We start from the raw sequence: 24,856 nt of genomic DNA, 5'->3' as shown, positions 1-24,856 counted from the left end.
GACGGGGCAGCCGATGCCCGCGTCGCTGTTGCAGACGGCGCTTCCAGGGACCCGCGAATGCATCGCTCCCGTCTACGACCGCGCGGCGCGATCGTGACTGCGCTCGCGGCCGCGGTGCTCGCGACGACCGGGTGTGCCTCGGACAGCGGAGGCGGACGGGGCGCGCGAGACGCAGCAGGCACGACGCAAGAGCAGGGAGCCGGTCTCTCGTTGCAGGACGAGTTCGAGCTGGCTGGCGAGCGGTACGAGCACGGGCAGGCCGTGCTCGTAGCCGCACAACGACAGATCTGGGACGGCAAGTGGTACCGGAACGGCGGCGACGTCCGTCCTCTGCCCGCAGGCGACGACGCGTTCGGCGAGGCGCCGGAGGGTGCGACCAAGGAGAACTCCTACGCGTTCCGAGCCGTGCGGATCATCGAACCGGAGGGTGCTACCGGCGCGGTGCAGGACCTCGAGCCGATGCAGCGCTACTTCGACGAAGAAGGGTGGCGCTGGAGCAGCGCGAAGGTCGGTACGGATCACGAGGTCCGGGCCGACACCGGCGACGGATGGTGGGTGACCTGGAACGTGCGACCGAACGGGCAGTGCTCGCTCGGCGTGTACAGCGAGGCGTTCTGGGCACACGATGCTCCGGAGCTCATCAAGGCGATCGCACTGCGGGACCCCGCCGACTTCCCCGATGCATCCGAACCGGGTGTCTCGGAGCCGTTCCCGAAGTGGAGCGACCGTGTCCGGCAGCGCTGATCTCCGGACGAGGGTGCGCCTCGCAGACGCCGACCGGTCTGCGAGGAACTCCCGTGTGGGACCCGCCCAGCGGAGAGCCGCCACTGGTCGCCGAGCCACCGCAGTGGCGCTGCTCGCCGGGGTCGTGCTCACCGGCTGCAGTGCCGGCATCGGGAAGACTCCCGAGCAGGCGAAGCAGTCCGTCGTCACGTTCGTCGAGGACTCCACCGACGTCGTCGGCGACGGGTGGGAACCGAGTGAGGGGCCCGGACTCGGGAAGTGCGGCCTCGCCCCCGGGGTCGGTGGCGTCCGGTACGTCTACGCCGTGGTCCGGTCCGCGAGCGCCGACCCGAAGGCCGACGTCGAGGCGGTGGAGCAGCACTGGAAGGACCTCGGGGTCACCACCGAGCGCTACCAGACGGGTGGCGAGGACCCGATCCTGGGCGTCCGGGGCCGGGGTGGCCCGGTGAGCTCGTCGGACTTCCGCGCCGACCCCCGCGGCTACACGATCGATGCCAGCTCGCAGTGCTTCGTGGGCGACTTCGACCGGATGAGCCTGGACGGCCAGGAATGACGGACGTGACCCGCCTGTCGGGGCCGAGCCGTGCCTCCAGGCCAATTTGGAGCCGCGCCGCTACCGCCCAGCCGGCACCGCGACGTTCGCCAGTTCCGCGCGCACGATGTCCGCACCAGCGGACAGCGCACCGAGCTTCCCGAGCGCCGCACCCCGCGCCAGCGGCGCCATCCCGCAGTTCGAGCTCGGGATGAGCTTGTCCGCGTCGACGTAATCGAGCGCCCGGCGGAGCACCTCGGCGACCTCGTCCGGGGTCTCGACGGTCTCGGTGGCGACGTCGACCGCGCCGAGCATGACCTTCTTGCCGCGGATGAGCTCGACGAGTTCGAGCGGGACGTGGGAGTGGATGCACTCGAGCGAGACGATGTCGATCGACGACTGCTGCAGGAGCGGGAAGGACTGCTCGTACTGCCGCCACTCGGCGCCGAGGGTCTCCTTCCACCGGTTGTTCGCCTCGATGCCGTAGCCGTAGCAGATGTGCACGGCGGTCTCGGCGTGCAGCCCCTCGGCAGCGCGCTCGAGTGCGGCGACGCCCCAGTCCTGCACCTCGTCGTGGAAGACGGTGAAGGCGGGCTCGTCGAACTGGATGACGTCGACGCCGGCGTCCTGGAGCTCGCGGGCCTCCTGGTTGAGGATCGTGGCGAACTCCCACGCGAGCTTCTCGCGGCTCTTGTAGTGCTGGTCCGACAGGGTGTCGATCATGGTCATCGGGCCGGGGAGCGCCCACTTGATCGGCCGGTCGGTCTGCGCGCGCAGGAACTTCGCGTCCTCGACGAAGACCGACTCCGGACGGCTGACCGCGCCGACGACGGTCGGGACGGCGGCGTCGTACCGGTCGCGGATACGGACGGTCTCCTTGCGCTCCTGGTCGATGCCGTCCAGGTGCTCGATGAACGTGGTGACGAAGTGCTGGCGGGTCTGCTCACCGTCGCTGACGATGTCGATGCCGCGGCGCTCCTGCTCGTGGACGGCGGAGCGGAGGGCGTCCTGCTTGCCCTCGGTCAGCGCGTCGCCCTCGAGCTGCCAGGGGGACCAGAGTCGCTCGGGCTCGGCGAGCCAGGACGGCTTCGGCAGGCTGCCGACGATGGCGGTGGGGAGGAGGGTGCTCATGCGGGCGGGGTTCCAGTCGTTCAACGGGTCGGGACGGCGGTGTCGGCGGCGAGACGTGCCAGGAGTGCTCGGTGCGGCTTGACCAGGTGCTCCTCGGTCCAGCGGCCCTGGGTGACGCCGAGGCGGCTCCGTTCCTCGCGGTCGTAGGTGACGGGCGGCACGGTGAAGTCGGTGTGCTCGAGGGTCGGGCGGTAGGTGGCCGGGGCGACGACGTCCGCGTTGTAGATCTCCGGGCGGTAGATCTTCTGGAACGTCTCCATCGTCGCGATCGTGCCGATGAGCTGCAGGTCCGAGTAGTCGTGCAGCAGGTCGCCGCGCGTGTAGAACGCGAGCGGGGCCTTGCCACCCGGGGGCATGAAGTAGCGGACCTGCATGCCCATCCGGCCGAAGTAGTCGTCGGTCAGCGAGGAGTGCTCGTGCGCGTACTCGGCGCCGAGCACGGGGTGGACCGTCGCGGTCTGGCGGTAGGTCTGGCTCGTGGAGACGCTGATGCAGACGACGGGCTCCTGGTCGAACTCGGACCGGAAGGCGTCGGACTCCAGGAAGTGCTGGAACAGTCGGCCGTGCAGCAGCCCGAAGTCGGCGGGGATCCCGGCGGACCTGTCGAGCGTGGGCAGCAGCACCGAGAAGTCGTAGTCGCGCAGGTACGACGAGAAGTTGTTGCCGAGGATGCCGTGGTGGCGCTCGCCGGTGTGCTGGTCGACGATCGTGACGTCGAGCATCTCGAGCAGCGGGAACGCGACGTCGGTCGCCCCGTCGTCGAACTCGGCGGTGACCGAGACGATGTCGAGCTCGACCGCGTAGCGGCGCGAGTCGCCAGCAGGCGACGCCGACGACGCGTGCGAAGCCGACGTCGCCGCCGCCGCCGCCGACGCCGACGGCGCGGCCAGGTCGTTCGCCCGCTCGTCGATCATGCCGAGCGCGTTCCGGAGGTTCTGCTGGCGGTGCTCACCGCGCGCCAGGTTGGCGAAGTTCGTGGTCAGCCGGGAGCTGTCGGCGGGGGAGTAGTCCTCGTCGAAGCGGGTCCGGGTGATCCGGAAGGTCAGGTCGTTCGCCATCCCCCGATCATGACCGCGGGCGCGGGTCATCAGGTAATCCGCAGTTGCTATGCGGCGGTATAGCCTCTGCCTATGGCCCGCGTGTCGAACGACATCACCCTGCAGCAGCTCCGGTACTTCATCGAGGTCGCGACGGAGGGGTCGATCACCGCCGCGGCCGACCTGCTCTACGTCTCGCAGCCGACGATGTCCGCGGCGATGAAGGACCTGGAGACCCGGATCGGCCGCCCGCTCTTCACCCGGTCGGCCCGAGGGGTCGTGCTCACCGTCGACGGGGTCGAGTTCCTCGGGTACGCCCGCCAGGTCGTCGAGCAGGTCTCCCTGCTCGAGCAGCGCTACGTCGGGCGGCAGGCCTCGCGGCGGCTGCTCGGCGTCTCCGCGCAGCACTACTCCTTCGCGGTGGAGGCCTTCGTCCGCATGGTCGAGGCGGCGGCCGCGGACGAGTACGAGTTCTCGCTCCGGGAGACCCGCACGTGGGACATCATCGAGGACGTCCGCACCCTGCGCAGCGAGGTCGGCATCCTGTACCGCAACGACTTCAACCGGCAGGTGCTCGGGAAGCTCATGCGCGACGCCGGGGTGGTGTTCACGCCGCTGTTCGTCGCGCAGCCGCACATCTTCGTGGCCAGACGGAACCCGCTGGCGTCGCGGGAGCGGGCGACGCTCGAGGACCTGGCCGACCTGCCCCGACTGACGTTCGACCAGGGCGCGAACAACTCCTTCTACCTGGCCGAGGAGATCCTGTCGACGATGTCGAGCAAGCGGGAGATCCGGGTGTCGGACCGGGCGACGATCTTCAACCTGATGATCGGTCTCGGCGGCTACACGATCTCGACGGGGCTGATCAGCGACGACCTGGACCCGGAGATCGTCGCCATCCCGCTCGACGTCGACGAGCGCATCGAGATCGGGTGGATCGCGCACGCGTCGGTGCCGCTCACGGTGCAGGCGCAGGCGTACCTGGACGAGCTGCGTGCGGTGGTCGTCAGCTACGGGGTCGAGCCGCTGGGCTGAGCCCGGCGGGCGGCGGCCCGGCAGGCGGGCTCGCGTCGCCCGTGTGGGTGGTGGCCGGCCTGGAGGCGCGACCTGCGTCCGTCACCTGGGTCGCGCCTCCAGGCCGATTCCCTACTCGCGGACCGGACCCAGCGTCGCGCTCTTGGGGGTCCGCCCGTCCCCGGACGACCGTCCGGTGAGGCGTCTGCCGACCCACGGCAGGACGTGGACGCGAAGGTGCTCGATCGTGGACGCGCGCTCCGCGAGCCGGACGGCCCCGTCCCAGGTCGGCAGGGGGACGCCCAGGGCGGTCAGGACGTTCGCCGCGACCCGCCGGTGGCCGAGGGTGTTGAGGTGGAGCCGGTCCGGCGCCCAGAGTGCGAGGTCCTGGAACCCCGCGTCCGTCCAGTTGTCGACCACGGTGACGTTCGGCCGGTCCGCCCATGACCGGATGTGGTCCGCGTACTCGTCCCCGCGTCGGCGGATGAGCCGGCCGAGCGGCAGGTGCCGGGTCATGTCCGCGACGGTGACGAAGAGCACGTCGGTGCCGGTGCGCACGGCGGCGTCGAGCCCGGCCGTGATGCGTCGGGCGTTGGCGGCGATCGACACCCGCGGGCGCAGGATGTCGTTGTTGCCGCCGCTGATGCTCAGCAGGTCCGGCCCGAGGCGCAGGGCGGCGGGGAGCTGGTCGTCGAGGATCGGCGCGAGCAGCTTGCCGCGGATCGCGAGGTTGGCGTAGGTGAACGTGCGGTCGGAGGCAGCGGCGAGGCCATCGGCCACGAGGTCGGCCCACCCCCGGGGCGAGCCGTCGGGCCACTCGTCGCCGACCCCCTCGGCGAAGCTGTCGCCGATCACCGCGAACTTGGTGTGCATCGTCGCCATCCTCCCACCGTCACCCGAGCGCGGTCCCGGGCGCGGTGCGCGCACCCGGGACCACGCTCGTCGCGACCGCCCGCCCGTTCCCGGCGCTCAGCTCGTCGGCACGACGTCCCAGTGCTCGCGGATCAGCCCGCCGTCGACGCGGAACAGGTCGGCCGCGAGCAGCGGCGCGTCCGGTGCCGCCCCGACCGGCTGCGAGAACGTCCACACCAGGTCGCCGTCCGCGAGCGAGATGACCGACTGCTGGGCGGGGAACTGCGCGCCGCTGCCGAACAGCTGCTTGAGGGCGGCCGTCCCGTTCGGCGCGACGGGGTTGTGCTGCAGGTACGCGGGGTCGAAGTCGCGGTCGAGGACGGACACGTCGTGGTCCCGGAACAGGGTGTCGTAGGCGGACACCGCGAAGGTCCGGTTGCGCTCCTCCTGGCGTTCGCTCGGGGGCGGCGTCGGTCGCGCCGGGCGGTACAGGTCGCTGAACATCGTGTTCGTGTTGCCGCTGGCGGGCTTCCCCGTCGCGATGGCCTGGTCGAGGGACCAGTGCTCCACGACCCGGCCGTCCCGCAGCCGGAACAGGTCCACTGCCGCGTCCCCACGGCGCTCGTCGTGGATGTCGGGTGCGACCTGCCAGTGCACGGCCACCAGGTCACCGTCCGCCGCGACGTGCTTCACGACCGCGTGGGCGCCGGGGACGCGGGCGCGGTCGGCGGCGAACTCGGCCAGGACCCCGGCGGGGCCGGCGCTCGCCCCGTTCGTGTGCGTCACGGCCTCCGGGGCGACGAGCGTCTGCGCCAGGCGGCGGGCCGCCGGGCTGGTCGGGTCCACGAACGTCCGGGTCAGGAGCGTGACGACCGCGCAGCGGTTCCGGCGTTCGGTCGCGGTGTCGAGACGGGAGGCGGTGGTCCCGCCGTCGGCGATCGTGGCCGACCGGGAGGCGCGGGTCACGTCCGGTGCGGCGCTGGCGGTCGCGGGGACGCCGAGTCCGGCGAGCAGGGCGGCGCCGGTGACCAGGGCGGCGCCGCCCACGAGGGCGGCGCGGTGGCGGGTGCGGTGCTTCGTCAGCGGGTGCTTCGTCGTGGGCTGCATGGCGACGACGGTAGGTCGGGCGTGCACTGGCCGGAAGGAGGCACTTCTCCGTACGGTACTGACATGGACGTCGGAATCGCGGTCCCGGACGGAACTCAGGACACCCCTGCGGACGGACCGGTCCGGTTCCCCACGGCGTGTCCGACGCGAGTGGTGCTCAGCCACGTCACGAGCCGGTGGGGCGTCCTCGTCCTGCTCGCACTGCGGGACGGGCCGGTGCGGTGGGGTGCGCTGCGCCGGACGATCGAGGGCGTGAGCGAGAAGATGCTCGCCTCGACGCTCCGGACGTTGGAGCACGACGGCATCGTGCACCGGGACGTGCAGCCGACGGTGCCGCCGCGGGTCGACTACTCGCTGACGGGTGCCGGGCAGGAGCTGGCCGAGCGGCTCGTGCCCCTGATGGACTGGATCGTCGAGCACGCGGACGCGATCGTGGACGGTCGGTGACCGCTCCTGCCCCGCACCGCGGCGGCCGCTGTCAGTTCTCGAGTCGCTGCTGGTCGGGCATCCCGTCGGAGCACTTCGACGTCGCCGACATCTGGTAGTTCCCCGGGTAGGCGTCGAAGCTCGCCGACACGACCGGCCCACCGCGCCCGCGGACTCCCGGTGCCGGGTCGGGCCCACCGCTCTGGTACTCGTCGACGTCGACTCCGGCGTCCCGCCAGTGCTTGCTCACCGCTTGCACGTCGACTCGGGCATCAGCGCCAGAGGTGTCAGTCCGCTTCATGACGTAGACGAACATCGTGCCGGGTGCACCGGAGTCTTGCTCGCACTCTCGGACGCCCGGACCGCTGAGGTGCTCCCAGGTGCCGCCGGCGGCGGTCGTCGACTGCTCGACGAATTCGATCACGGACTGCTTCGCTTCCGAGGGCTGTACCGAGGGCTCCGTCGTGTCGTCGCTGCAGGCGGACAGCACGAGCAGCGTGCCGACGAGCAGGGCCGACTGGACGAGGGCTCGTGGCCATCTGGACATCATGCGAACCGACGCTCCGGTGCGTGTACGACGACGGCGTGCCGTCAGCCCTCTCGTGAGAGCTCGTCCGGCGAGCCGTCGGAGCACTGTGACGTCGCGGAGAGTCGGTAGTTGCCGGGCTTCGCGTTGAAGCTCGCCGAGATCACCGGACCACCTCGCCCTCGGACTCCGGGTACGGGATCCGCCCCGCCGCTCTCGTACCACTCGACGTCGACGCCGAGGTCCTTCCAGCGTTCACCGACCGCCCGCACGTCGGCGCGCGCGTCGGCATCGGTCGAATCGGCACGCTTGACGATGTACACGAACATCGTTCCCGGAGCCCCATTCTCCTGCGCGCACTCCCGGACGCCCGGTCCGCTGACGTGCTCCCACTCGCCGCCCGCTGCTGCGGACGACTGCTCGACGAACTCGACGACGGACTGCTCCGCTTGGGAGGGCTTCACTGTGGGTTCTCCTGGATCGTTGCTGCATGCTGTCAGGGCGAAGATGGTGGCGCAGAGCAACGCCGCGGTCGTGATCGACCGTTCGTTGTGGGCACGCCTGGCGCTCACGGGACTTGCTGCATCTGCTCGAGGACGGTTTTCTCGTACCACGTCAGTCCTTTGGGCTCGTGCTTGGTCATCGCTTCAGGATGGCCTGTCGTGGCCTGCCCGATGTTGTAGAGCGACTCGGTGTCGTTGTCGAGGTATCCCCGGTGGTCATCGGTGAGGACGTTGTGGTCGTCCACGGAGAGCTTCTCGTCGTCACCGGGGACGCCGTCCGTCCCGAAGGCGGTCGCGTCGAAGTCGGGGTCGGTGGGATCTTGGCCGTGTGACCAGCTCAGCCTTCCGGTTTGTGCCCATCGGTCGCCTCGTCCTGGCTCGAAGACCCAGATGTTCTGGGCCTGTCCTGCGTACACGTGGTCCGCGTGCAGGTCCGATGCGTTGTCGACCGTGTCGGGGAGGCCTGCCGAGCCGATCGTGGTGAAGGTGTCGACGTGGATGTCCGGCTTCGTCAGTGTGTAGGCCGCGGTGGTCGAACCGTACGAGTGGGCGACGATGTTGTTCGAGAACGAGTCGTCCCCGCGCGCGGCGTTCAGACCGCGGAGCGCGGTCGCGAGCTTCTCGCTGCCGTCCTTCGCGTACTTCGTGCCGAGGACGCCGAAGTCGAGTTGCCCCTGGATGACCGGTTGCGGCGGGGTGGAGTAGCCGACCCAGGACACGACGGCGCGTTCCTCGGGCCCACTCGAACCCTGTTCGGAGTACAGGTTCTGTGCTGCCATGGTCCAGCCGGTCATGCCCTTCGTGTCCGTGGCCATGCCCGGAACGGTCCAGGTCACGTTCTTCGCGGTGTCGAGGTCACCGATCGAGATCGCGGCCAAGGGAGGGACGACGTCGTCATCCAGCGAGATCAGGAAGCGCGCCCCCTCGTTCGTCGTGTCGTCAGTGGCGATCCGGATGTTCTTGAGGGCCGTCAGGTTCTCGTAGGCCGTGGCGTAGGCGGCGCCGCCGGGGTCGTAGGTGGTCGATCGCTCCAGGTCACGAAGGCGCTGCTCAGCCGTGCTGATCAAGTCGTCCAGCACGTCCCGGTTCGCAGCGTCCCGAGCCCAGTAGGCGACTCCCTCGAGGTTGCCGAGCTGGCGGAGCACCGGGAGCGGGAGTGCCTGGACGTCGCGCCGGTCGGCCGGGGTCAACCCGAGCTCGGCCCACAGCGCCGCGACCTGGGTGGCGGTGAGGCCGGGGGCGAGGAGCGCGGTCATCCCTGCGGGGAGTTCGGCCGCCGCGGCGATGTCGAGGACGCCGTTCGACAACGTCCCCTGACCTCCGGCACGGTCGAAGGCGTCAGCGATCCGGTCGAGCCAAGCGGCGTCCTCGGCGTTCTCGTCGAGCAGACGATCGAAGCCGCCGAGGAACGACGCGCTCCCGATCCGGGCCCACCCGCACGTCGAGGTGAAGGCCGTCCAAGCGTTCCGGACCGCCGTGCGCTCAGCGCCGGCGGAGCGGTCGAGCCCACGAGTCGTCGAAGCGAAGCCGCGGAGGGCGGTGGGATCCGCGGCGCTCCGTCCCTCCGATGTCCCGCCGCCGGTGCGCGTCCGGGCCCGGGGTGCGAACGCCGCTGACACCTCCGGCGGTGACACCGGCGTCTCGGAAGGTCGGATGTCGAGCGGTTGCACACCCGGGACGCCGAAGATGCCCAGCGGTGAGGCGGCAGCAGCGTCGTCCCGCGCCTGTTGCCGCTGCTGCCACGCCGCGAGTTCCGCCCGCCGCGTGCGCTCCTGGTCGGCGGCGGCTGTTGCTCGGTGCACCTGCTCGGTCAGTTCGTCGAGGACACGGGCGAGTTTGGCCCGGTCCTCGGACTCGATCCGTGCCGATTCGTCGAAGCGCTTCGCGTACGCGCCGTCGAAGTCCTCTCGCGCAGACTCTGCCGCGGTCCGCCGCGCGGCTGCCTGCGCGCGGAGCCGTTGCGCAGCCGTCGTCGCGGCTCGTTCGAGTCGCGCGGCTGATCCGTTGTCGTAGTCGATCCCCACCATGAGCCCCCCGCCCTGACTGGAACGTACTCGGTCCAGCGTGTCGACGATCTTCGTCGCACTCGGTGAAATGTGCAACCTCAGTCTCGGCCCCGACTTCCCGACTCAGGCTTGACTACGTAGACAACGGCGTGGTTGTCTTGCTGCACGGCCGCTCCCTGCGGCCCTCTCGACGCAGCGAAGGAGCTGGCAGCATGCGCGACGACGCCCCCGTACGCCGCCTCCGCCCGGCGTCGATGACCGACGTCGCCGCGCTCGCCGGGGTCTCGCAGAAGACCGTCTCCCGCGTGGTCAACGACGAGCCGCACGTGACCGAGACCGTCCGCGCGAAGGTGGAAGCCGCCATCGCCGAGCTCGGCTTCCGCCCCAACGCCGCCGCCCGGTCCCTGAAGTCCCAGCGCTCCCGCCGCGTCGGGCTCATCACGATCGGCACGAACCTTTACGGCCCGACCGCGATGCTCACCGGCGTCGAGCAGGCCTGTCGCACGAACGGCTACGCGCTCGCCGTCGTCCGCACCGTGACGGCCCTCGCCGACGAACTGCAGCCCGCGGTCGACTCCCTCGTCGAGCAGGGGGTCGAGGCGATCGTCCTGTCCGAGCCGGTCGAGAACCAGATGGACCAGCTCCGGATGCCCGACGGCGTCACGATCCTGACCCTCGGCCCGCCGGACGTCGCCGACCGCGCGAACACCCTGGCGGTCGGTCTCGACGAGACCGGCGCCGCCTTCGCAGCGACCGACCACCTGCTCGCGCTCGGCCACGAGACGGTGTGGCACATCGCGGGTCCGGCGAACTGGACCTCGAGCCAGCGCCGCACCACCGGGTGGCGTGCGGCGCTCCAGGACGCGGGCGTCGCGGAGCACGCGCCGGTGGAGGGGGACTGGTCGCCGCAGAGCGGCCACGACGCCATGCGCTCGCTGCTCACGCGTCCCGACGTCACGGCCGTGTTCGTCGCCAACGACCAGATGGCGATCGGTGCGATGTCCGCCATCCAGAACGCCGGTCTGTCCGTCCCGCGGGACATCAGCATCGTCGGCTTCGACGACATGCCGATCGCCGCGTTCCTGCCCACGCCGCTCACGACCATCCGCCAGGACTTCGACGAGGCCACCCGCCTCGCGATGCACCGCCTCTTCCGCACCCTCGAGGGCCACCCGCCCGCCGAGCGGCACCGGATGCTCCCGGGACAGCTCGTCACGCGCGCCACCAGCGCACCGCCCTCCGACGAGCGCCGTCACCTCCGCCCCGCCGACTGAACCCCCGGACGGGAGGCGCGGCTCGCGTCCGTCCCGCACGTGAGCGCTCACTCGCGCCCGCGTCCACCCCGACAACCACCCCGACACCCACCCGACGACGACGTCAGGAGTTCGTTCGTGACCCCAGTACCGACGCGACCCACGGATCGGACCGAACCCGATCCTCCAGGCCGGTCCGACCGCCGTGCACCCAGCCGACGCGACCTGCTCCGCTGGGGTGCCGCGGCCGGCGGAGCCGCCGCCCTGAGCGGCCTGCTCGCCGCGTGCTCACCGCAGTCCTCCGCCGCCGTCCGCTCCGGCCGGGCCGACCTGTCCTTCTGGACGCACGACCCCGGCTACGAGAAGTTCTTCACCCAGGCGCTGCCCGTCGCGGACCGGAAGTCGCGGTTCGACTACGCACTCGACATCACGACCATCGCGGCGGCCGACATCCCGACGAAGCTCATCGCGCAGGCCGTCGCGGGCACCGGGACGCCGGACGTCGCGGGTCTCGAGATCGGCGCGTTCTGCCGGATGCTCCGCGGCGACATCGCGAAGGAGCTCCTGAGCGACCTGTCACCGTCGGTCGCCTCGCGGAAGGACGACTTGATCGGTGCGCGCCTGACACCGTTCTCGAAGGACGGGCGGCTCTACGCGCTCGACTCGGACACCCCGCTGTGCGTCTACTACCACCGCGCCGACCAGTTCCGGGCGCTCGGAATCCCGGACGACCTGGCGACGTGGGAGGAGACGATGGCGGTCGGCGCGAAGCTCAACGAGAGCAAGGGCGTCTCGCTGCACGCCGTCGCGGTGACCGACCCGGGCGGAACGCTGCAGAGCTACCAGATCCTGCTGCTCCAGCGCGGTGGCGACCTGTACGACGAGTCCGGCGACATCGCGATCCAGACGCCCGAGGCCGAGCGCACCCTGCAGTTCCTGGTCGACGGCGTGCAGTCCGGCGCGATCGCCACGGTCGCCGACATGTACGGACCCAGTCTGCAGTCCGGACTGAAGGGCGGCACGATCCTCGCGGTCGACATGCCGTCCTGGTACGCGAGCTACGGCATCAAGCCCAACGTGCCCGAGCAGCAGGGGAAGTGGCGGGTCCGCAACCTGCCGCGGTTCGCCGGCGGCGGCAGCACCACGAGCGTCGGCGGCGGGACCGGGTTCGCGGTGCTCCGCGACAAGCCGCTCACGCAGGCCGGCATCGACCTCGTGCTCGCCGCGTACCTGGACCCCGACCAGCAGGTCAAGCGGTACCAGGACCTCGGCTACCTGCCGACCCTGCGCTCGGTGTACGACGACCCGCGTCTCGCGGCGATGAGCGACCCGTACTTCGGCGGACAGCAGCTGTTCGGTGTCTACAAGTCGGTCGTCGACGAGGTGCCCTCGCAGCACCAGAGCGCGAACGCCGCGATCCTGCAGACCGTCCTGAGCGGGTACCTCATCAAGGCCTACAAGGGCCAGATCTCCCCGAAGCAGGCGCTCGACGCCGCTGCGGCCGACTTCCGCGGTCAGACCCGCGCCTGAGGAGGACGACGTTGTCCACATCCACCGCCACCGGCATCCCGGTGTCCGCCACGACCGCCGCCACGGATCCGCCCGCCGGCCGTCGTCGCCGGCTCAACACGAACGGCGGCAGTGCGCCGTACCTGTTCATCGCGCCGTTCTACGTCCTGTACGCCCTGTTCATGATCGTGCCGGTGCTCGCCGCCGTGTACCTGTCGCTCACCGAGTGGGTCGGGCTCGGTACGCCGGACTGGGTGGGGCTCCGGAACTACACGAACCTGTTCCGGGACACGAGCTTCGGCACGGCGCTGGTCAACTCGCTGATCTACACGCTCATCGCGGTGTTCGTCATCGTGCCGGTGTCGCTCCTGGTCGCGCAGGCGCTCAACGCGAAGGGCCTGCGCGCCCGTGACCTGTTCCGCGTGACGTTCTTCATCCCGATGGTGCTGTCGCCGATCGTGATCGCGCTCATCTACAGCCTGGTGTTCGACACGAACTACGGGCTGCTGAACGCCACGCTCAAGGCACTGTTCGGGCTGCCGAACACCGACTGGCTCGGCGACCCGACGCTCGCGAAGGTCGCCATCGGGTTCGTCCTGCTCTGGCGCACGGTCGGGTACCTGACGATCTTCTTCCTGGCGGCCCTGCAGAACGTGTCGCCGGAGCAGTACGAAGCCGCGTCGCTCGACGGCGCCGGGACGTTCCGGAAGTTCACGAACGTGACGCTGCCGGCGATCCGTCCGGTGACCGCGTTCGTCGTCGTGACGTCCTTCATCAGTGCGGCCCAGCTGTTCGACGAGCCCTACCTGCTCACCAAGGGCGGACCGGGTGAAGCGACCCTGTCCGTCGCCATGTTCATCTACCGCGCCGCGTTCGAACGGCAGCAGTTCGGGTACGCGGCGGCAGCCGGTGTCGTGCTGTTCGTCGTCGTGTTCGGCGTCAGTCAGATCCTCAACCGCGCGCTCGCCATCGGGAGGGACGACGCATGACCGCCACCACCGTCACCGAGGCCGTGACCACCAGGGGCGCCGGCCGACGACCCCGTTCCGGTCCGGCACGCACCCCGGGCTGGGTCGCCCGCCGCGGCCTCCTCTACGCCACGTTGATCGTGCTGCTGCTCGTGTTCGTGTTCCCGCTGCTGTGGGCGCTGTCCGGGTCGTTCAAGCGCCGCGGCGACATCTTCTCGACGCCGCCGACGCTCATCCCGAGTCCGGCGACCGGCGAGAACTACGTGAACCTGCTCACCACGCAGCCGTTCTGGGCGTGGTTCGGCATCAGCGTCGGCACCGCGGTGATCGCCACCGTCGTGTCCGTCTTCGTCTGCGCGATGGCCGGGTACGGGTTCGCGAAGTTCCGGTTCCGGGGGAAGCGGGTCCTGTTCGCGGTGATGTTCTCGTCGCTGTCGGTGCCGTTCGCGGTGATCCTCGTGCCGCTGTTCATCCTCGTCGTGAAGTCGGGGCTCGCGAACCCGTGGTTCTCGCTCATCGTGCCGTGGGTGGCGCCCGCGTTCGGCATCTTCATGATGCAGCAGTTCATCACCCAGTCGATCCCGGACGAGATCATCGAGGCCGCCCGCATCGACGGCAACTCGGAGTTCGGCACGTTCCGCCGCGTCGTGCTCCCGCTGCTCCGCCCGTCCCTCGGGGCGCTCGCCGTGTGGAGCTTCCTGCAGAGCTACAACTCGTTCCTCTGGCCGCTCGTGCTCGTGTCGAACTCCGACCAGTACACGCTGCCGCTCGGCCTCAACGCGATCTTCGCGTCCGAGAACCGCTCGTACGACCTCGTGCTGGCCGGTGCCGTCCTGGCGAGCGTGCCGACGATCCTCGTGTTCCTGCTCCTCCGGAAGCAGTTGCTCGACGGCCTGACCGCGGGAGCGGTCAAGGGATGACCTCTCCCGCCCCCGACCACCGACCCCCTTCGAACGGAGCACCCCGCACCATGCAGCACGACCGCGTCCTCTTCGGCGCCGCGTACTACCACGAGTACCAGCCCACCCCCCGGCTCGACGAGGACATGCGCCTCATGCAGGAGGCCGGCTTCTCGGTCGTCCGCGTCGGCGAGTCCGTCTGGAGCACCTGGGAGCCGGAGAACGGCCGGTTCGACCTGGAGTGGCTCGCACCCGTGCTCGACGCCGCGCACGAGCACGGCATCCGGGTGGTCCTCGGCACGCCGACGTACGCGGTGCCGATGTGGCTCGCGCGGATCGTGCCGGAGATCAACGTCCGCCGCCGGACCGGCGGCGAGGCGATGGGCTGGGGCGCCCGGCAGGAGATCGACCACGCCCACCCGGCGTTCCTGTTCCACGCCGAGCGCGTGATCCGGAAGATCGTGGCCCGGTACGCCGACCACCCGGCGGTGATCGGGTACCAGGTCGACAACGAGCCGGGCAACGAGCTGATCGCGAACCCCGAGGTGTTCCAACGCTTCATCGACCACCTGCGCCACACCTACGGCACGGTCGAACGCCTCAACGAGGAGTGGGGCCTGACCTACTGGTCGCACCGTCTGTCCACCTGGGCGGACCTGTGGACCCCCGACGGCAACGTCCAGCCCCAGTACGACCTGGCCTGGCGGCGGTTCCAGGCCTCCCTGACGACCGACTTCATCGGCTGGCAGGCGTCGATCGTCCGCGAGTACGCCCGCGAGGACCAGTTCGTCACGACGTGCATCTCGTACGAGCGCCCCACCGTCGAGGACGACGCCCTGACCCGTGCCCTCGACGTCACCGCCGGGAACCCCTACTACCGGATGCAGGACGCCCTCGCGCTGCCGAACACCGACGAGGCGCCGCAGTACTGGACGTCGTCGGGTGCGTGGACGATCGTCGCGACCGGCGACCGGATGTACGGCTCGAAGCAGGCGCCGTTCCTGGTCACCGAGACGAACGCGCAGGCGATCGGCTTCTCGTGGACGAACGAGCCCGCGTACGAGGGGCAGTGGCGTCAGGCGGCATGGGCGCTGGTGTCCCGCGGCGCGTCGATGATCGAGTACTGGCACTGGCACACGCTCCACTTCGGGGTCGAGACCTACTGGGGTGGCGTGCTCCCGCACTCGCAGCAGCCCGGCCGCACGTACGAGGAGATCGCCCGAATCGGTGCGGAGCTCCGGCACGCGGGGGACCGGGTCGCCGGGCTCCGGCCGCACGCCGACGTCGCCCTGCTGTTCTCGAACGAGTCGAAGTGGGCGCTGAACGAGCACCCGGCCCTCGGCGACGGACCGGAGCCCGACCGCCGTTCGTGGCAGACCGTGTACGACGCCTTCGCCCGGGGCGTGTTCGACGCCGGGCTGCAGGCGAACACGGTGCACCCGTCGCAGGTGTTCGACCGGGACCCCGCGTCCTTCGCCCGGGAGCGTCCGGTCCTCGTCGCCGCCGCGTTCACGATCGCGACCGACGCGCAGCTGCGGTGGCTGGCCGCGTACGCCGAGGCCGGCGGGCACCTGGTCGTCGGCATCCGCACCGGCTACGAGGACCACGAGGCCCGCGCACGGCTCGAGCGCAAGCCCGCGTTCCTCGACACCGCCGCGGGCGTGCACTACGACGAGTTCAGCAATCTCGGGCACCGCATCCCGGTGACCGCCGGAGCCGCAGCCGACGCCCTCGGCTTCGCGGTGCCGACCGGTGCCACCGCGACACGGTGGGCGGACGGGCTGCTCGTGGACGACGCCGACGTCCTCGCCGGCTACGACCACCCGCACCACGGCCGCTTCGCCGCCGTCACGACGCGGGCCCACGGCGCCGGGCGGGTCACGTACGTCGGCACGGTGCCGGACCCGGCGCTCGCCGCCGCCGTCGTGGACTGGGCGGTCGCGCAGGGGAACGGGGCGACCGCGTGGCGGCCGCAGACCGACACGCAGTCGGTCGCGAGCGCGGTGAACCAGCGCGGGGAGACCGTGCACGTCGTGCACAACTGGTCGTGGACGCCGAGTACCTTCACCGTGCCGGTCGACGCCCAGGACGTCCTCGACGGCGGGGCGCTCGCGGCGGGGTCCGAGCTGTCGCTCGGGGCCTGGGACGTGCGGGTGGTGGCCGTCCGGTAGACGCGACCACGGGACGGACGGGAGGCGCGGTGCCAGCTGGCACCGCGCCTCCCGTCCGGTCTGCGGTCGCGTGCCGCCTCAGACGCGCGTCGCCTCGATCACCAGGTTGTCGACCGAGGGTCGACCGTCCGGCCGCTGCAGGCAGGTGACGACGACGAGGCGGTCCGGAGTGTCCGCCCAGACCGGCGCGTCCGCGGCGATGTCGCCCTTCCGGACGGTCTCGGTCCGCGTCACGCGGTAGGTGACGTCGTCGACCGTGATCGCGGCACCGGCGGCGACCCGGGCCCGACCGTCGGCGACGTCGATCAGCCCGTTGCCCGGACCGACGCCCCCGCCGCGCAGGGAGTGCATCGCGACGAAGACCGTGCCGCGTGCAGCCGAGGACGGCTCGACGCCGAGGTTGCGGACCCAGTACGCGGACGTGGACCCGGGCGGTTCGATGACCCCGTCGGCGACGTCCAACGCCCCGAGCGGGACGTCGAGCCCGACCGAGGGCACCACGAACCGGCCGTGCCCGGACGGCGTCGCCGAGGCCGCTGCCGGCGGCGGCGGACCGTCGAGCTGCACGGCGTTGCCGGCGAGGTCGACGCTCGTCGTCGTGCCGGCACCGCGCGGTTGCGGCGTGAGGAGCTCGACGCCCGCGACGGCGATCATCGCGGCCGCCGCGGCCGCCGCGACGGCGGTGAGGCCCACGCCCCACCGCCGTCGCTGCGCTGTGCTCGGCACTCAGCGCCCCGTCCGGAGGCGCGCGCGGAGCCGGAACGCGCCGAGGCCGCCGAGGACGAGGGCGCCGAGACCGCCGAGGGCCAGCCACGGGGCGTCGTCCCGACCGCCGACGACCGTGCCGCCCGTCGCGACCGACGGCCCGACCGCTGCCGTGGTCGTCGCGCCGGTCGACGTCGAAACCGTCGTGGTCGACGCCGTGGTGGTGGCGGCGACGGTGAGGGCGAGCGGGTCGCTGACCGCGTCGCCCGCTGCGTCGGCGAGGAACAGCGTGTGTGCGCCGGGCGCGAGGTCGGCGGGCAGCGTCACCGAGGCGCGGACGGTGCCGTCCTGGGCCGCGGTCACGTGGCCGAGGACCTGCGGCGTCGAGTGCACGACGACCTCGTACACGGCGCCGGGCGTCATGCCACCGGCGTCGACGGTGACGGTCGACCCGGGCGTGAGCGTGCCGTGCGCCGCGAGCGTCAGCGTCGGGCGGGCGACGGTCACCCGGTAGGTCCCGGTGGTGGTGCCGTCCTCGGCCGTGACCGTGACGACGGCGGTGTCGCCCTGCACGTCGACGGTCGAGCGGGCTGCCGCGTTCGTCGTCGTGACGTGCACGTCGCCACTCGTGAGCGTCGCGACCGGAGCGGTGACGGTCGCGCCCCCGGGGGAGGACGCGGCGGCGAGCGGGACGGTGACACCGTCGACGGTGATCGCCGACGCGGAGGCGTCGTTCGAGACGAGGAAGCGACTCCGCAGGGCTGCCGCCTCGGCCGGTGTCACGCCGATCGTCTTCGACAGGTAGGAGTCCATACCGGCGTACTTGGTCGCGATGTCGCTCTCGAAGGTGCCCTGCAGCAGCGCGGGCGTCGCCCACGTCACACCGAGCTGCGTGTTCGAGAGGAGGTAGTCGTGCAGGATGTCCGCGCTGTCGACGCCGAGGACGCGGTCGAGCAGGTCGACCACGGTGCCCGTGCGGTCCATGCCGTGCGAGCAGTGGATGAGCACGGTGCCGCTGGTGTGGGTCGCGAGGATCTGCAGGACCTGCGCGTAGGCGCTGATCATCGGTCCGCGGTCCGAGGCGTCGACGTAGCCCTTGTCGACGAGGTCGTGGTACATCGCGGTGTCGTCGCTGTAGTTGCCGTCGGCGCCGAACATCGAGATGTCGACGTCCTTCGCGCCCGGGATGGCGACGTCCGGCTTCGCGGCCACCTGGGTCGGCGTGCGCAGGTCGATGACGAGGTCGACGTGGTACTTGCTCGCGAGCGTCTGCGCGCCGGCGGCCGTGATCTTGTCGAGCGACTCCGAGCGGATGAGGCGGGAGGCGTCCACCCGCTGCCCGCCGAGACCCGTGAAGGCGCCGAGCTCGCGGCCGTTCACCATCCCGGGGACGTCGGTGATCGCGTGGTCCTGCGCAGTCAGGGCCGGCTGGGCGCCGGCGTCGGCGTGGGCGGCGGCGGACGGGAAGGCGACTGCGCCGAGGACGGCGGCAGCGGCGACGGCGGTGGAACTCGCGCGGAGGAACGCGGACGAGCGGGCGGGACGGCGGGACACGGGTCTCCTCGGGGACGGGGCAGGGATGTCGGTCACCCGGTCGTCCGGGCGACCCGCGGAGCAGCGTGCCGACGTCGCCGGTCCCGTCCGTGAACGGGTCGGGGCGGTGGGGTTACCGGGAGGTGAGGTGGGTCACAGGTCCGGTGTCGTGCGGCGCTGACGCCCGGGCACGACCGACGCCGCCACGAGCACCGCGCCGACGAGAGCGGGGTACGCGCTGACCGCCGCGTACCCGACGGCGTCCGTCGGGCTCCACCACTGCGTGGTCCCGGTCGTCCAGGAGATCCGCTGCGTGACCGCGAACACGGTGACGAGGAGCACGACGACCCCGGCGGTGGCGCCGATCGTCGGCCAGTGGGTACCGACGACCACGGCCGCGACGCCGACGACGGCGAGTCCCGCGAGCACCAGTGGGTTCGTCGTCGAGTCGCCGCCGAGCGGGGCCGTGGCGATCACCGCGATCAGGTACTCGCTGACGAGGCCGACGAGGACCCCGGTACCGAGCCGTGCGGCGATCCGGGACGGGCGCTGCAGGCGGAGTCCTCCGTGTGTGCGCTCGGATGTCGTCATGGTGTCCCCCTCGGCCGACACGACGGCGTGCCTCGGCACCAGGGTCGCACGTCGGTCGCGGATCGTCCACGGGGCCGACCCGGCCGCTACCCTGCAGGCATGGCCCGATCCTCGCTCGCCGTCACGCTCGCCGACACCGGACAGCAGCTCGATGCGCGTCGGCAGATGGGCGACCGGCTCGAGGTGCCGCGCATCGTCGACCACGTCGCGCTCTTCCGTTCGAAGGGCGCTGCGGCGTCGGCTGCCGAGGCACTGCGTGCGCTGGGCTACACGGTGGACGTCCGCGCGAAGCTCTTCAGTTCGACGATCGAGGCGCACAAGTCCGAACGACTCGACGGGGACGAGCCGGTCCGGTTCGTGACGGAGGTGTTCGAGGTCGTCGAACGGAACGGCGGCACGTACGACGGGTGGGGCGGCGAGGTGGAGTTGCCGGGAGCGTGAGCCCGGGGCCGCACCGGCCTGGAGGATCGTGGTGCGTCAGCGACGCTCGTCCGTCGGGCGCACGGTCACCGGGGCGAGCCACCGCGTCAGGCACACCGCGGTGCAGGCGCCCGCGGTCGCGATCGCGGCGAGCACGACGATCTGGAAGCGGCCGGCCTCGAGCGGGGAGAGCCCGCCGAACACTGCCCCGACGAAGGCGCCCGGCAGGGTCACCAGCCCCGTCGTCTTCGTCTGGTCGACCGTGGGGACGAGGGCCGCGCTGACGGCACGGCGCACCAGCGCCTCGGTCGCTCGACGCGGGGGAGCGCCGAGCGCGAGCCATCCCTCGACGGTGTCCCACTGGTCGACGAGCAACTCGCGGAACCGGCGTCCGCTGATCGTCGCGATGGTCATCGCGTTGCCGATCACGATCCCGCCGACGGCCAGCGCGTACCGCGGGCTCAGCTCGATCGCCCCGGTGCCGAACACCACCGCACCCGTGACGACGATGCCGAGGGCCATCGACACCGCGACCGGGAGCGCGGACTCGCGCAGTGTTCCGAGCCGTCGGGCAGCCGTGACCACCGCGACGGAGAACATCACCACGAGCGCGACGGCGATCAGGACGGGTGAGCGGATGATCCCGGACAGCACGAGGCTGATCACCGCGAGCTGCGCTGCGCCGCGCAGGATCGCGATCGCGGGTGCCCACGGGGCCTCGGCCCGGGTCGCGAGCAGGACGGCCGTGGCGACTGCGACGAGCAGCAGCACGCCGACGAGCGTGTGCAGCAACGGTTCGGTCACGCCTCGAACAGTACGGGGCTGCCCGGCTCCAGGGCGCGGAGGACGGCCACACGCACGGCGTCCGGCCGGGTGGTCTCGCGGTCCACGAGCAGCCCACGCATCCCGGCTCGACGGGCCCCGGCGACGTCTCGCTCGGGGTCGTCACCGACGAACAGGCACGCGGACGGGGCGACCCCGAGTGCGTGCGCGATGCCGGTGAAGGCCCGCTCGTCCGGCTTCTGCAGCCCCGTCCGCCCCGACGCGTGGACGACGTCGAACGCATCGCCGAGCCCGGTCCGTGCGAGCTTGTCGAGCTGTTGTTCCGCGTCGCCGTTGGTCAGGAGCCCCAGACGGTATCCGCGGGACCGGAGATCGTCGAGCAGGTCACGGCTCTCGGGGAACGCTCGCCACGCAGCCCGGTACCGCCGGAGGTAGTCCGCGAACAGCTCGTCGAGCACCGCGACGTCGTCGAGGTCGAGCGGGTGTCCCAAAGCCGGGAGCACCGTGCGGAGGCGCTCCCGGCGCTGCTCGGCGAACCCGATCTCGCCCGACCGCCACCGTTCGAAGTGCTCGTCCTCGGCAGCTGCCCACCGTCGCAGCGCCGACTCGCTGGGACGCAGCGCGAGGCTCGTCAGGAACTCCGCTGCACCGCGCCTGGACGCGCCTCGATGGTCGAAGAGCGTCCCGTCGAGGTCGAACAGGACCGCTCGGAGGTGCCGCACGTCTGCAGGCTACCGCCGGCGAGGCGGGCTGCTGCGCGCCTCCCGGCCGGGGTGGCGGGGAGTGCCGTCGGACGGCCACCCGCCATCTCCTGCAGGATCCGGTGGACCTGCCGGCTGTAGCCGGACTCGTTGTCGTACCAGACGTACAGGACCACGTGCTCGGAGCCGTCCGCGATCGTCGCGAGCCCGTCGACGACGCCCGCGCGGCGGCTGCCGAGAAAGTCCGTCGAGACGACCTCGGGGGACTCGACGTAGTCGATCTGGCGGCGGAGCGACGAGGTGAGCGACGCGTCGCGGAGCAGCCCGTTCAGGGCGTCGCGCGTGACGGGCCGGGCGAGGGTCAGGTGCAGGACCGCGAGCGACACGTTCGGCGTCGGGACGCGGACGGCGTTGCCGGTGAGTCGACCCCGCAGCTCGGGCAGGGCCTTCTCGGCGGCGCGCGCCGCACCGGTGGCGGTGATGACCATGTTCAATCCCGCCGCCCGACCGCGCCGGTCGGCGGGGTGGTAGTTGTCGACGAGGTTCTGGTCGTTCGTCGCCGAGTGCACGGTCTCGACGTGGCCGTGCACGACGCCGTACGCGTCGGACACCGCCTTGAGGACGGGGACGATCGCGTTCGTCGTGCACGAGGCCGCGCTGACGACCGGGGCGTCACCGACCTGGTCGTGGTTGATGCCGTGCACGACGTTCGGCACGCCGCCCGTGCCCGGGGCGGTGAGGAGCACCCGGGCGGCTCCGGGGGCGAGCAGGTGCTGCTCGAGGCCCTCGGCGTCCCGCCAGCGGCCGGTGGTGTCGACGACGATCGCGTCCTCGATGCCGTGGGCGCGGTAGTCGACCGCGCTCGGGGCGTCCGCCGAGAGGAACTGGATCAGCGTGCCGTTCGCGGTGATCGTGTCGTGCTCGGGGTCCACCGTGACGGTGCCGGCGAACGGGCCGTGGATCGAGTCGCGGCGGAGCAGGCTCGCGCGCTTGACCAGGTCGTCGGGACCACGGCGACGGACGACGACGGCGCGGAGCGCGAGGGGCGCGTGCTCGCCGGCGCGTTCGAGCAGGATCCGGGCGAGCATCCGGCCGATACGCCCGAAGCCGTACAGGACGACGTCGCGCGGGGCGGGGCGGGGACCGTCGGGGCCGTCGTGCGGTGCGGCGCCGCGGGCGAGGAAGAGTTCGTCATCGAGGAACTCGCGGAGCGGCGTGCCGAGCGGGTCGGCACGGTGGCGGGCGGCGAGGTCGGCGAGGTCGACGGACGCCGAGGACAGGGTCATGGCGTCGAGCTCGGTGAGGATCGCCAGGCTCTCGGTCACGGGGAGCTCGGTCTCGTCGACCCGGCGCGTGGAGCGGTGAGCCTTGACGATCCCGATCGGGGACTCGCCGACGAGGGGCCGGCCGTACACCGAGGTGACGATGTCGTCCCGGCGGTACAGGCGTCCGATGAGGGGGACCATCGCCTCGGCGGCGGCGAGCTTGTCGGTCCAGGCGCGCTGCAGTCGTGCGCGGTCCGCCGCGGAGGGCGTCGCGCTGGGCGGGTTGGCCATCAGGCGACCTGTGGGGTGCGGGCACGGGCGGCCGCGGCGGCGTGCAGGGCTGCCCGCCGCTCGTCGAGGACGGCGGTGAAGACCGCGGGGGAGCGGCCGTCGAACTCGTCGAGGAACTCCTCGGTGCGGCGGCACTCCTCGAGCCACGAGTCCGGGTCGACGGCGAACAGGGCGTCGAGCTGGGCGTCCGAGATCGCGAGCCCCTGCACGTCGAGGTCCGCGACGTCGGGGAGCAGGCCGACCGGGCTCTCGACCGCGGGGACGGCGCCCTCGACCCGGCGGGCGATCCACTCCAGCACGCGGGCGTTCTCGCGGAAGCCCGGCCACAGGAAGCTGCCGTCCTGGTCCTTGCGGAACCAGTTCACCTGGAAGACCGCGGGGGCACCGGCGCCGAGATGCTCGCCGATGTCGAGCCAGTGCGACCAGTGCTCGGCCATGTCGTAGCCGCAGAACGGCAGCATCGCGAACGGGTCGCGGCGGAGCTCGCCGACCGTCCCCTCGGCCGCGGCGGTGCGCTCGGACGACACGGTCGCGCCCATGAACACGCCCTCGGCCCACGTCGGTGCCTGGGCCACGAGCGGCACGTTCGTCGAGCGTCGGCCGCCGAACACGACGGCGTCGATCGGCACGCTCGTCTCGACGTCGACCGCGAGCGACGGGCAGCGGTCGAGCGCGACGGTGAACCGGGCGTTCGGGTGCGCGGCCGGGGTCCCGCTGGCCGGGGTCCAGTCCGCACCCGTCCAGTCGACGAGGTGCGCGGGCGGCTCCGGCGTCAGACCCTCCCACCAGACGTCGCCGTCGTCGGTCAGGGCGACGTTCGTGAAGATCGTGTCGGCGGCGATCGTCTCGACGGCGACCGGGTTCGTGTCGGCGCCGGTACCGGGTGCGACGCCGAACAGTCCCGCCTCGGGGTTGATCGCGTGGAGCCGGCCGTCGGAACCCGGCCGCAGCCAGGCGATGTCGTCGCCGATGGTCTCGACGGACCACCCGGGCAGCGCGGGCTGGAGCATCGCGAGGTTCGTCTTGCCGCAGGCCGACGGGAACGCCGCTGCGACGTGGAACGCCCGGCCCTCCGGCGAGGTCAACCGGATGAGGAGCATGTGCTCGGCGAGCCAGCCCTCGTCGCGGCCCATCACCGACGCGATCCGGAGCGCGAAGCACTTCTTCGCGAGCAGCGCGTTGCCGCCGTAGCCCGAGCCGTACGACCAGACCTCCCGCGTCTCGGGGAACTGCACGATGTACTTCGTCTCGGCGCAGGGCCACGCCACGTCCGACCGCTCGGTGCCGGCCGCGTCGCGCAGGGGCATCCCGACGCTGTGCACGGTCGCGACCCACGGCACGCCGGCCCCGATCGCGCGGAGCACCTCCGGCCCGAGGCGCGTGGTCTTGCCCATGCTGAGCACGACGTACGCCGAGTCGGTGACCTCGACCCCGAGCTGCGAGATGGGACCGCCCACCGGACCCATCGAGAACGGCACGACGTACATCGTCCGGCCGCGCATGCTCCCGGCGAACAGACCGTCCAGCTCCGCACGCATGGCGTCCGGGTCCCGCCAGAGGTTGGTCGGGCCGGCGTCCTCCGGGGTGCGGGAGCACGTGAAGGTCCGACCCTCGACCCGTGCGACGTCGTCGGGCGCCGAGCGGGCGAGGTAGCTGTTCGGTCGGCGCTCCGGGTCGAGGGCGATCAGCTTGCCCTCGTCGACGAGCTGCTGCGTGAGGCGAGCGGTCTCGTCCGGTGACCCGTCGCACCAGACGACGGCGTCGGGGCAGGTGAGGGACGCGACCCGGGCGACCCACGCCTCCAGGGCGACACGGGGTGAGCCGGGGACGGTGGCGGGGGCGGGCGTCGTGTGGTTGGGGTTCGTGATCATCGTCGATCTCCTCGTGTC

General features: G+C 71.7%; 24 protein-coding genes. 10 read left to right on the top strand and 14 right to left on the bottom strand.

Going from position 1 to position 24,856, the window contains the following annotated elements:
• Positions 1-210 precede the first annotated feature (210 nt).
• Complete coding sequence (locus LQK89_RS13950) at positions 211-744, top strand: hypothetical protein (protein ID WP_231049473.1); 534 nt, start codon at positions 211-213, stop codon at positions 742-744.
• Positions 745-847: 103 nt separating this feature from the next.
• Positions 848-1,297, top strand: a complete 450-nt coding sequence (locus LQK89_RS13945) for a hypothetical protein (protein ID WP_231049472.1) — start codon at positions 848-850, stop codon at positions 1,295-1,297.
• 60 nt (positions 1,298-1,357) lie between these two features.
• On the opposite strand, the gene LQK89_RS13940 is transcribed toward LQK89_RS13945, so the two are convergent.
• Together LQK89_RS13940 and LQK89_RS13935 are read right to left on the bottom strand one after the other, a co-directional pair.
• A complete protein-coding gene (locus tag LQK89_RS13940; RefSeq protein WP_231049471.1) occupies positions 1,358-2,407 on the bottom strand; it encodes a methionine synthase in 1,050 nt (349 codons plus the stop codon).
• A 20-nt stretch (positions 2,408-2,427) separates the two neighbouring features.
• Positions 2,428-3,465: a putative oxygenase MesX gene (locus tag LQK89_RS13935; protein ID WP_231049470.1), complete on the bottom strand. Its 1,038-nt coding sequence runs from the start codon at positions 3,463-3,465 to the stop codon at positions 2,428-2,430.
• A gap of 72 nt (positions 3,466-3,537) precedes the next feature.
• On the opposite strand from LQK89_RS13935, the gene LQK89_RS13930 reads away from it, so the two are divergent.
• On the top strand, positions 3,538-4,479 hold the full coding sequence (locus tag LQK89_RS13930; RefSeq protein WP_058741093.1) for a LysR family transcriptional regulator: 942 nt from the start codon (positions 3,538-3,540) through the stop codon (positions 4,477-4,479).
• A 111-nt stretch (positions 4,480-4,590) separates the two neighbouring features.
• Here LQK89_RS13930 and LQK89_RS13925 read toward each other — a convergent pair whose 3' ends face one another.
• On the bottom strand, positions 4,591-5,331 hold the full coding sequence (locus LQK89_RS13925; RefSeq protein ID WP_231049469.1) for an SGNH/GDSL hydrolase family protein: 741 nt from the start codon (positions 5,329-5,331) through the stop codon (positions 4,591-4,593).
• Positions 5,332-5,427: 96 nt separating this feature from the next.
• The gene (locus LQK89_RS13920) at positions 5,428-6,417 is read right to left on the bottom strand and encodes a nuclear transport factor 2 family protein (RefSeq protein WP_058741091.1); all 990 of its coding nucleotides are present in this window, start codon (positions 6,415-6,417) and stop codon (positions 5,428-5,430) included.
• A 63-nt stretch (positions 6,418-6,480) separates the two neighbouring features.
• Here LQK89_RS13920 and LQK89_RS13915 point away from each other — a divergent pair, with 63 nt between their 5' ends.
• A complete protein-coding gene (locus LQK89_RS13915) occupies positions 6,481-6,864 on the top strand; it encodes a winged helix-turn-helix transcriptional regulator (protein ID WP_174777535.1) in 384 nt (127 codons plus the stop codon).
• A gap of 31 nt (positions 6,865-6,895) precedes the next feature.
• Here the strand turns inward: LQK89_RS13915 and LQK89_RS13910 are convergent, their stop codons facing one another.
• The 3 genes from LQK89_RS13910 to LQK89_RS13900 all read right to left on the bottom strand — a co-directional run bounded on the left by LQK89_RS13910 (position 6,896) and on the right by LQK89_RS13900 (position 9,899).
• Positions 6,896-7,393, bottom strand: coding sequence for a hypothetical protein (locus tag LQK89_RS13910; RefSeq protein ID WP_231049468.1), 498 nt, complete (start codon positions 7,391-7,393; stop codon positions 6,896-6,898).
• Positions 7,394-7,434: 41 nt separating this feature from the next.
• Positions 7,435-7,833 carry a hypothetical protein gene (locus LQK89_RS13905; RefSeq protein ID WP_174777537.1) on the bottom strand — a complete coding sequence of 133 codons (399 nt, stop codon included), beginning with the start codon at positions 7,831-7,833 and terminating at the stop codon, positions 7,435-7,437.
• 104 nt (positions 7,834-7,937) lie between these two features.
• Positions 7,938-9,899 carry an alpha/beta hydrolase gene (locus LQK89_RS13900; RefSeq protein ID WP_231049467.1) on the bottom strand — a complete coding sequence of 654 codons (1,962 nt, stop codon included), beginning with the start codon at positions 9,897-9,899 and terminating at the stop codon, positions 7,938-7,940.
• Between the two features lie 191 nt (positions 9,900-10,090).
• On the opposite strand from LQK89_RS13900, the gene LQK89_RS13895 reads away from it, so the two are divergent.
• From LQK89_RS13895 to LQK89_RS13875, 5 genes are all read left to right on the top strand, one after another.
• Positions 10,091-11,152, top strand: a complete 1,062-nt coding sequence (locus LQK89_RS13895; RefSeq protein WP_231049466.1) for a LacI family DNA-binding transcriptional regulator — start codon at positions 10,091-10,093, stop codon at positions 11,150-11,152.
• Positions 11,153-11,269: 117 nt separating this feature from the next.
• Positions 11,270-12,661 carry an ABC transporter substrate-binding protein gene (locus LQK89_RS13890; RefSeq protein WP_231049465.1) on the top strand — a complete coding sequence of 464 codons (1,392 nt, stop codon included), beginning with the start codon at positions 11,270-11,272 and terminating at the stop codon, positions 12,659-12,661.
• An 11-nt stretch (positions 12,662-12,672) separates the two neighbouring features.
• On the top strand, positions 12,673-13,629 hold the full coding sequence (locus tag LQK89_RS13885; RefSeq protein ID WP_231049464.1) for a carbohydrate ABC transporter permease: 957 nt from the start codon (positions 12,673-12,675) through the stop codon (positions 13,627-13,629).
• Entirely contained in the window at positions 13,626-14,528 is a 903-nt protein-coding gene (locus LQK89_RS13880) for a carbohydrate ABC transporter permease (RefSeq protein ID WP_174777539.1), read from the top strand. Before LQK89_RS13885 ends, LQK89_RS13880 begins: the two co-directional genes overlap by 4 nt.
• A 50-nt stretch (positions 14,529-14,578) precedes the next feature.
• Positions 14,579-16,678 (top strand): beta-galactosidase, encoded by a 2,100-nt coding sequence (locus LQK89_RS13875; RefSeq protein WP_231049463.1) that lies wholly within the window; start codon positions 14,579-14,581, stop codon positions 16,676-16,678.
• A 78-nt stretch (positions 16,679-16,756) separates the two neighbouring features.
• Here LQK89_RS13875 and LQK89_RS13870 read toward each other — a convergent pair whose 3' ends face one another.
• From LQK89_RS13870 to LQK89_RS13860, 3 genes are all read right to left on the bottom strand, one after another.
• Positions 16,757-17,371, bottom strand: a complete 615-nt coding sequence (locus LQK89_RS13870) for a class F sortase (RefSeq protein ID WP_231049462.1) — start codon at positions 17,369-17,371, stop codon at positions 16,757-16,759.
• A gap of 33 nt (positions 17,372-17,404) precedes the next feature.
• Positions 17,405-18,937, bottom strand: a complete 1,533-nt coding sequence (locus LQK89_RS13865; protein WP_231049461.1) for a tyrosine-protein phosphatase — start codon at positions 18,935-18,937, stop codon at positions 17,405-17,407.
• Between the two features lie 132 nt (positions 18,938-19,069).
• Positions 19,070-19,507, bottom strand: a complete 438-nt coding sequence (locus LQK89_RS13860) for a hypothetical protein (protein WP_231049460.1) — start codon at positions 19,505-19,507, stop codon at positions 19,070-19,072.
• A 99-nt stretch (positions 19,508-19,606) separates the two neighbouring features.
• Between LQK89_RS13860 and LQK89_RS13855 the strand changes: the two genes are divergently transcribed.
• Positions 19,607-19,948 (top strand): ribonuclease E inhibitor RraB, encoded by a 342-nt coding sequence (locus tag LQK89_RS13855; RefSeq protein ID WP_175325639.1) that lies wholly within the window; start codon positions 19,607-19,609, stop codon positions 19,946-19,948.
• Positions 19,949-19,984: 36 nt separating this feature from the next.
• Here the strand turns inward: LQK89_RS13855 and LQK89_RS13850 are convergent, their stop codons facing one another.
• The 4 genes from LQK89_RS13850 to LQK89_RS13835 are packed head-to-tail and all read right to left on the bottom strand — an operon-like array spanning position 19,985 to position 24,838.
• Positions 19,985-20,731, bottom strand: coding sequence for an ABC transporter permease (locus tag LQK89_RS13850; RefSeq protein WP_231049459.1), 747 nt, complete (start codon positions 20,729-20,731; stop codon positions 19,985-19,987).
• Positions 20,728-21,432 (bottom strand): HAD family hydrolase, encoded by a 705-nt coding sequence (locus tag LQK89_RS13845; RefSeq protein WP_231049458.1) that lies wholly within the window; start codon positions 21,430-21,432, stop codon positions 20,728-20,730. Before LQK89_RS13845 ends, LQK89_RS13850 begins: the two co-directional genes overlap by 4 nt.
• Entirely contained in the window at positions 21,342-22,967 is a 1,626-nt protein-coding gene (locus tag LQK89_RS13840) for a glyceraldehyde-3-phosphate dehydrogenase (RefSeq protein ID WP_231049457.1), read from the bottom strand. Before LQK89_RS13840 ends, LQK89_RS13845 begins: the two co-directional genes overlap by 91 nt.
• Positions 22,967-24,838, bottom strand: coding sequence for a phosphoenolpyruvate carboxykinase (GTP) (locus tag LQK89_RS13835; RefSeq protein WP_231049456.1), 1,872 nt, complete (start codon positions 24,836-24,838; stop codon positions 22,967-22,969). Before LQK89_RS13835 ends, LQK89_RS13840 begins: the two co-directional genes overlap by 1 nt.
• Positions 24,839-24,856 lie beyond the last annotated feature (18 nt).

Source organism: Curtobacterium sp. C1, from assembly GCF_021049325.1.
Taxonomy (GTDB): Bacteria; Actinomycetota; Actinomycetes; order Actinomycetales; family Microbacteriaceae; genus Curtobacterium; species Curtobacterium citreum.
The sequence above is the reverse complement of the archived record's forward strand: the minus strand, read 5'-3'. Positions and strand labels throughout refer to the sequence as shown.

What these genes read in the sequence shown, in the direction of transcription:
- LQK89_RS13940 (WP_231049471.1), bottom strand. Translation starts at nt 2,407, where the DNA reads ATGAGCACCCTCCTCCCCACCGCCATCGTCGGCAGCCTGCCGAAGCCG.
- LQK89_RS13935 (WP_231049470.1), bottom strand. Translation starts at nt 3,465, where the DNA reads ATGGCGAACGACCTGACCTTCCGGATCACCCGGACCCGCTTCGACGAG.
- LQK89_RS13930 (WP_058741093.1), top strand. Translation starts at nt 3,538, where the DNA reads ATGGCCCGCGTGTCGAACGACATCACCCTGCAGCAGCTCCGGTACTTC.
- LQK89_RS13925 (WP_231049469.1), bottom strand. Translation starts at nt 5,331, where the DNA reads ATGCACACCAAGTTCGCGGTGATCGGCGACAGCTTCGCCGAGGGGGTC.
- LQK89_RS13920 (WP_058741091.1), bottom strand. Translation starts at nt 6,417, where the DNA reads ATGCAGCCCACGACGAAGCACCCGCTGACGAAGCACCGCACCCGCCAC.
- LQK89_RS13915 (WP_174777535.1), top strand. Translation starts at nt 6,481, where the DNA reads ATGGACGTCGGAATCGCGGTCCCGGACGGAACTCAGGACACCCCTGCG.
- LQK89_RS13910 (WP_231049468.1), bottom strand. Translation starts at nt 7,393, where the DNA reads ATGATGTCCAGATGGCCACGAGCCCTCGTCCAGTCGGCCCTGCTCGTC.
- LQK89_RS13900 (WP_231049467.1), bottom strand. Translation starts at nt 9,899, where the DNA reads ATGGTGGGGATCGACTACGACAACGGATCAGCCGCGCGACTCGAACGA.
- LQK89_RS13895 (WP_231049466.1), top strand. Translation starts at nt 10,091, where the DNA reads ATGCGCGACGACGCCCCCGTACGCCGCCTCCGCCCGGCGTCGATGACC.
- LQK89_RS13880 (WP_174777539.1), top strand. Translation starts at nt 13,626, where the DNA reads ATGACCGCCACCACCGTCACCGAGGCCGTGACCACCAGGGGCGCCGGC.
- LQK89_RS13875 (WP_231049463.1), top strand. Translation starts at nt 14,579, where the DNA reads ATGCAGCACGACCGCGTCCTCTTCGGCGCCGCGTACTACCACGAGTAC.
- LQK89_RS13860 (WP_231049460.1), bottom strand. Translation starts at nt 19,507, where the DNA reads ATGACGACATCCGAGCGCACACACGGAGGACTCCGCCTGCAGCGCCCG.
- LQK89_RS13855 (WP_175325639.1), top strand. Translation starts at nt 19,607, where the DNA reads ATGGCCCGATCCTCGCTCGCCGTCACGCTCGCCGACACCGGACAGCAG.
- LQK89_RS13840 (WP_231049457.1), bottom strand. Translation starts at nt 22,967, where the DNA reads ATGGCCAACCCGCCCAGCGCGACGCCCTCCGCGGCGGACCGCGCACGA.
- LQK89_RS13835 (WP_231049456.1), bottom strand. Translation starts at nt 24,838, where the DNA reads ATGATCACGAACCCCAACCACACGACGCCCGCCCCCGCCACCGTCCCC.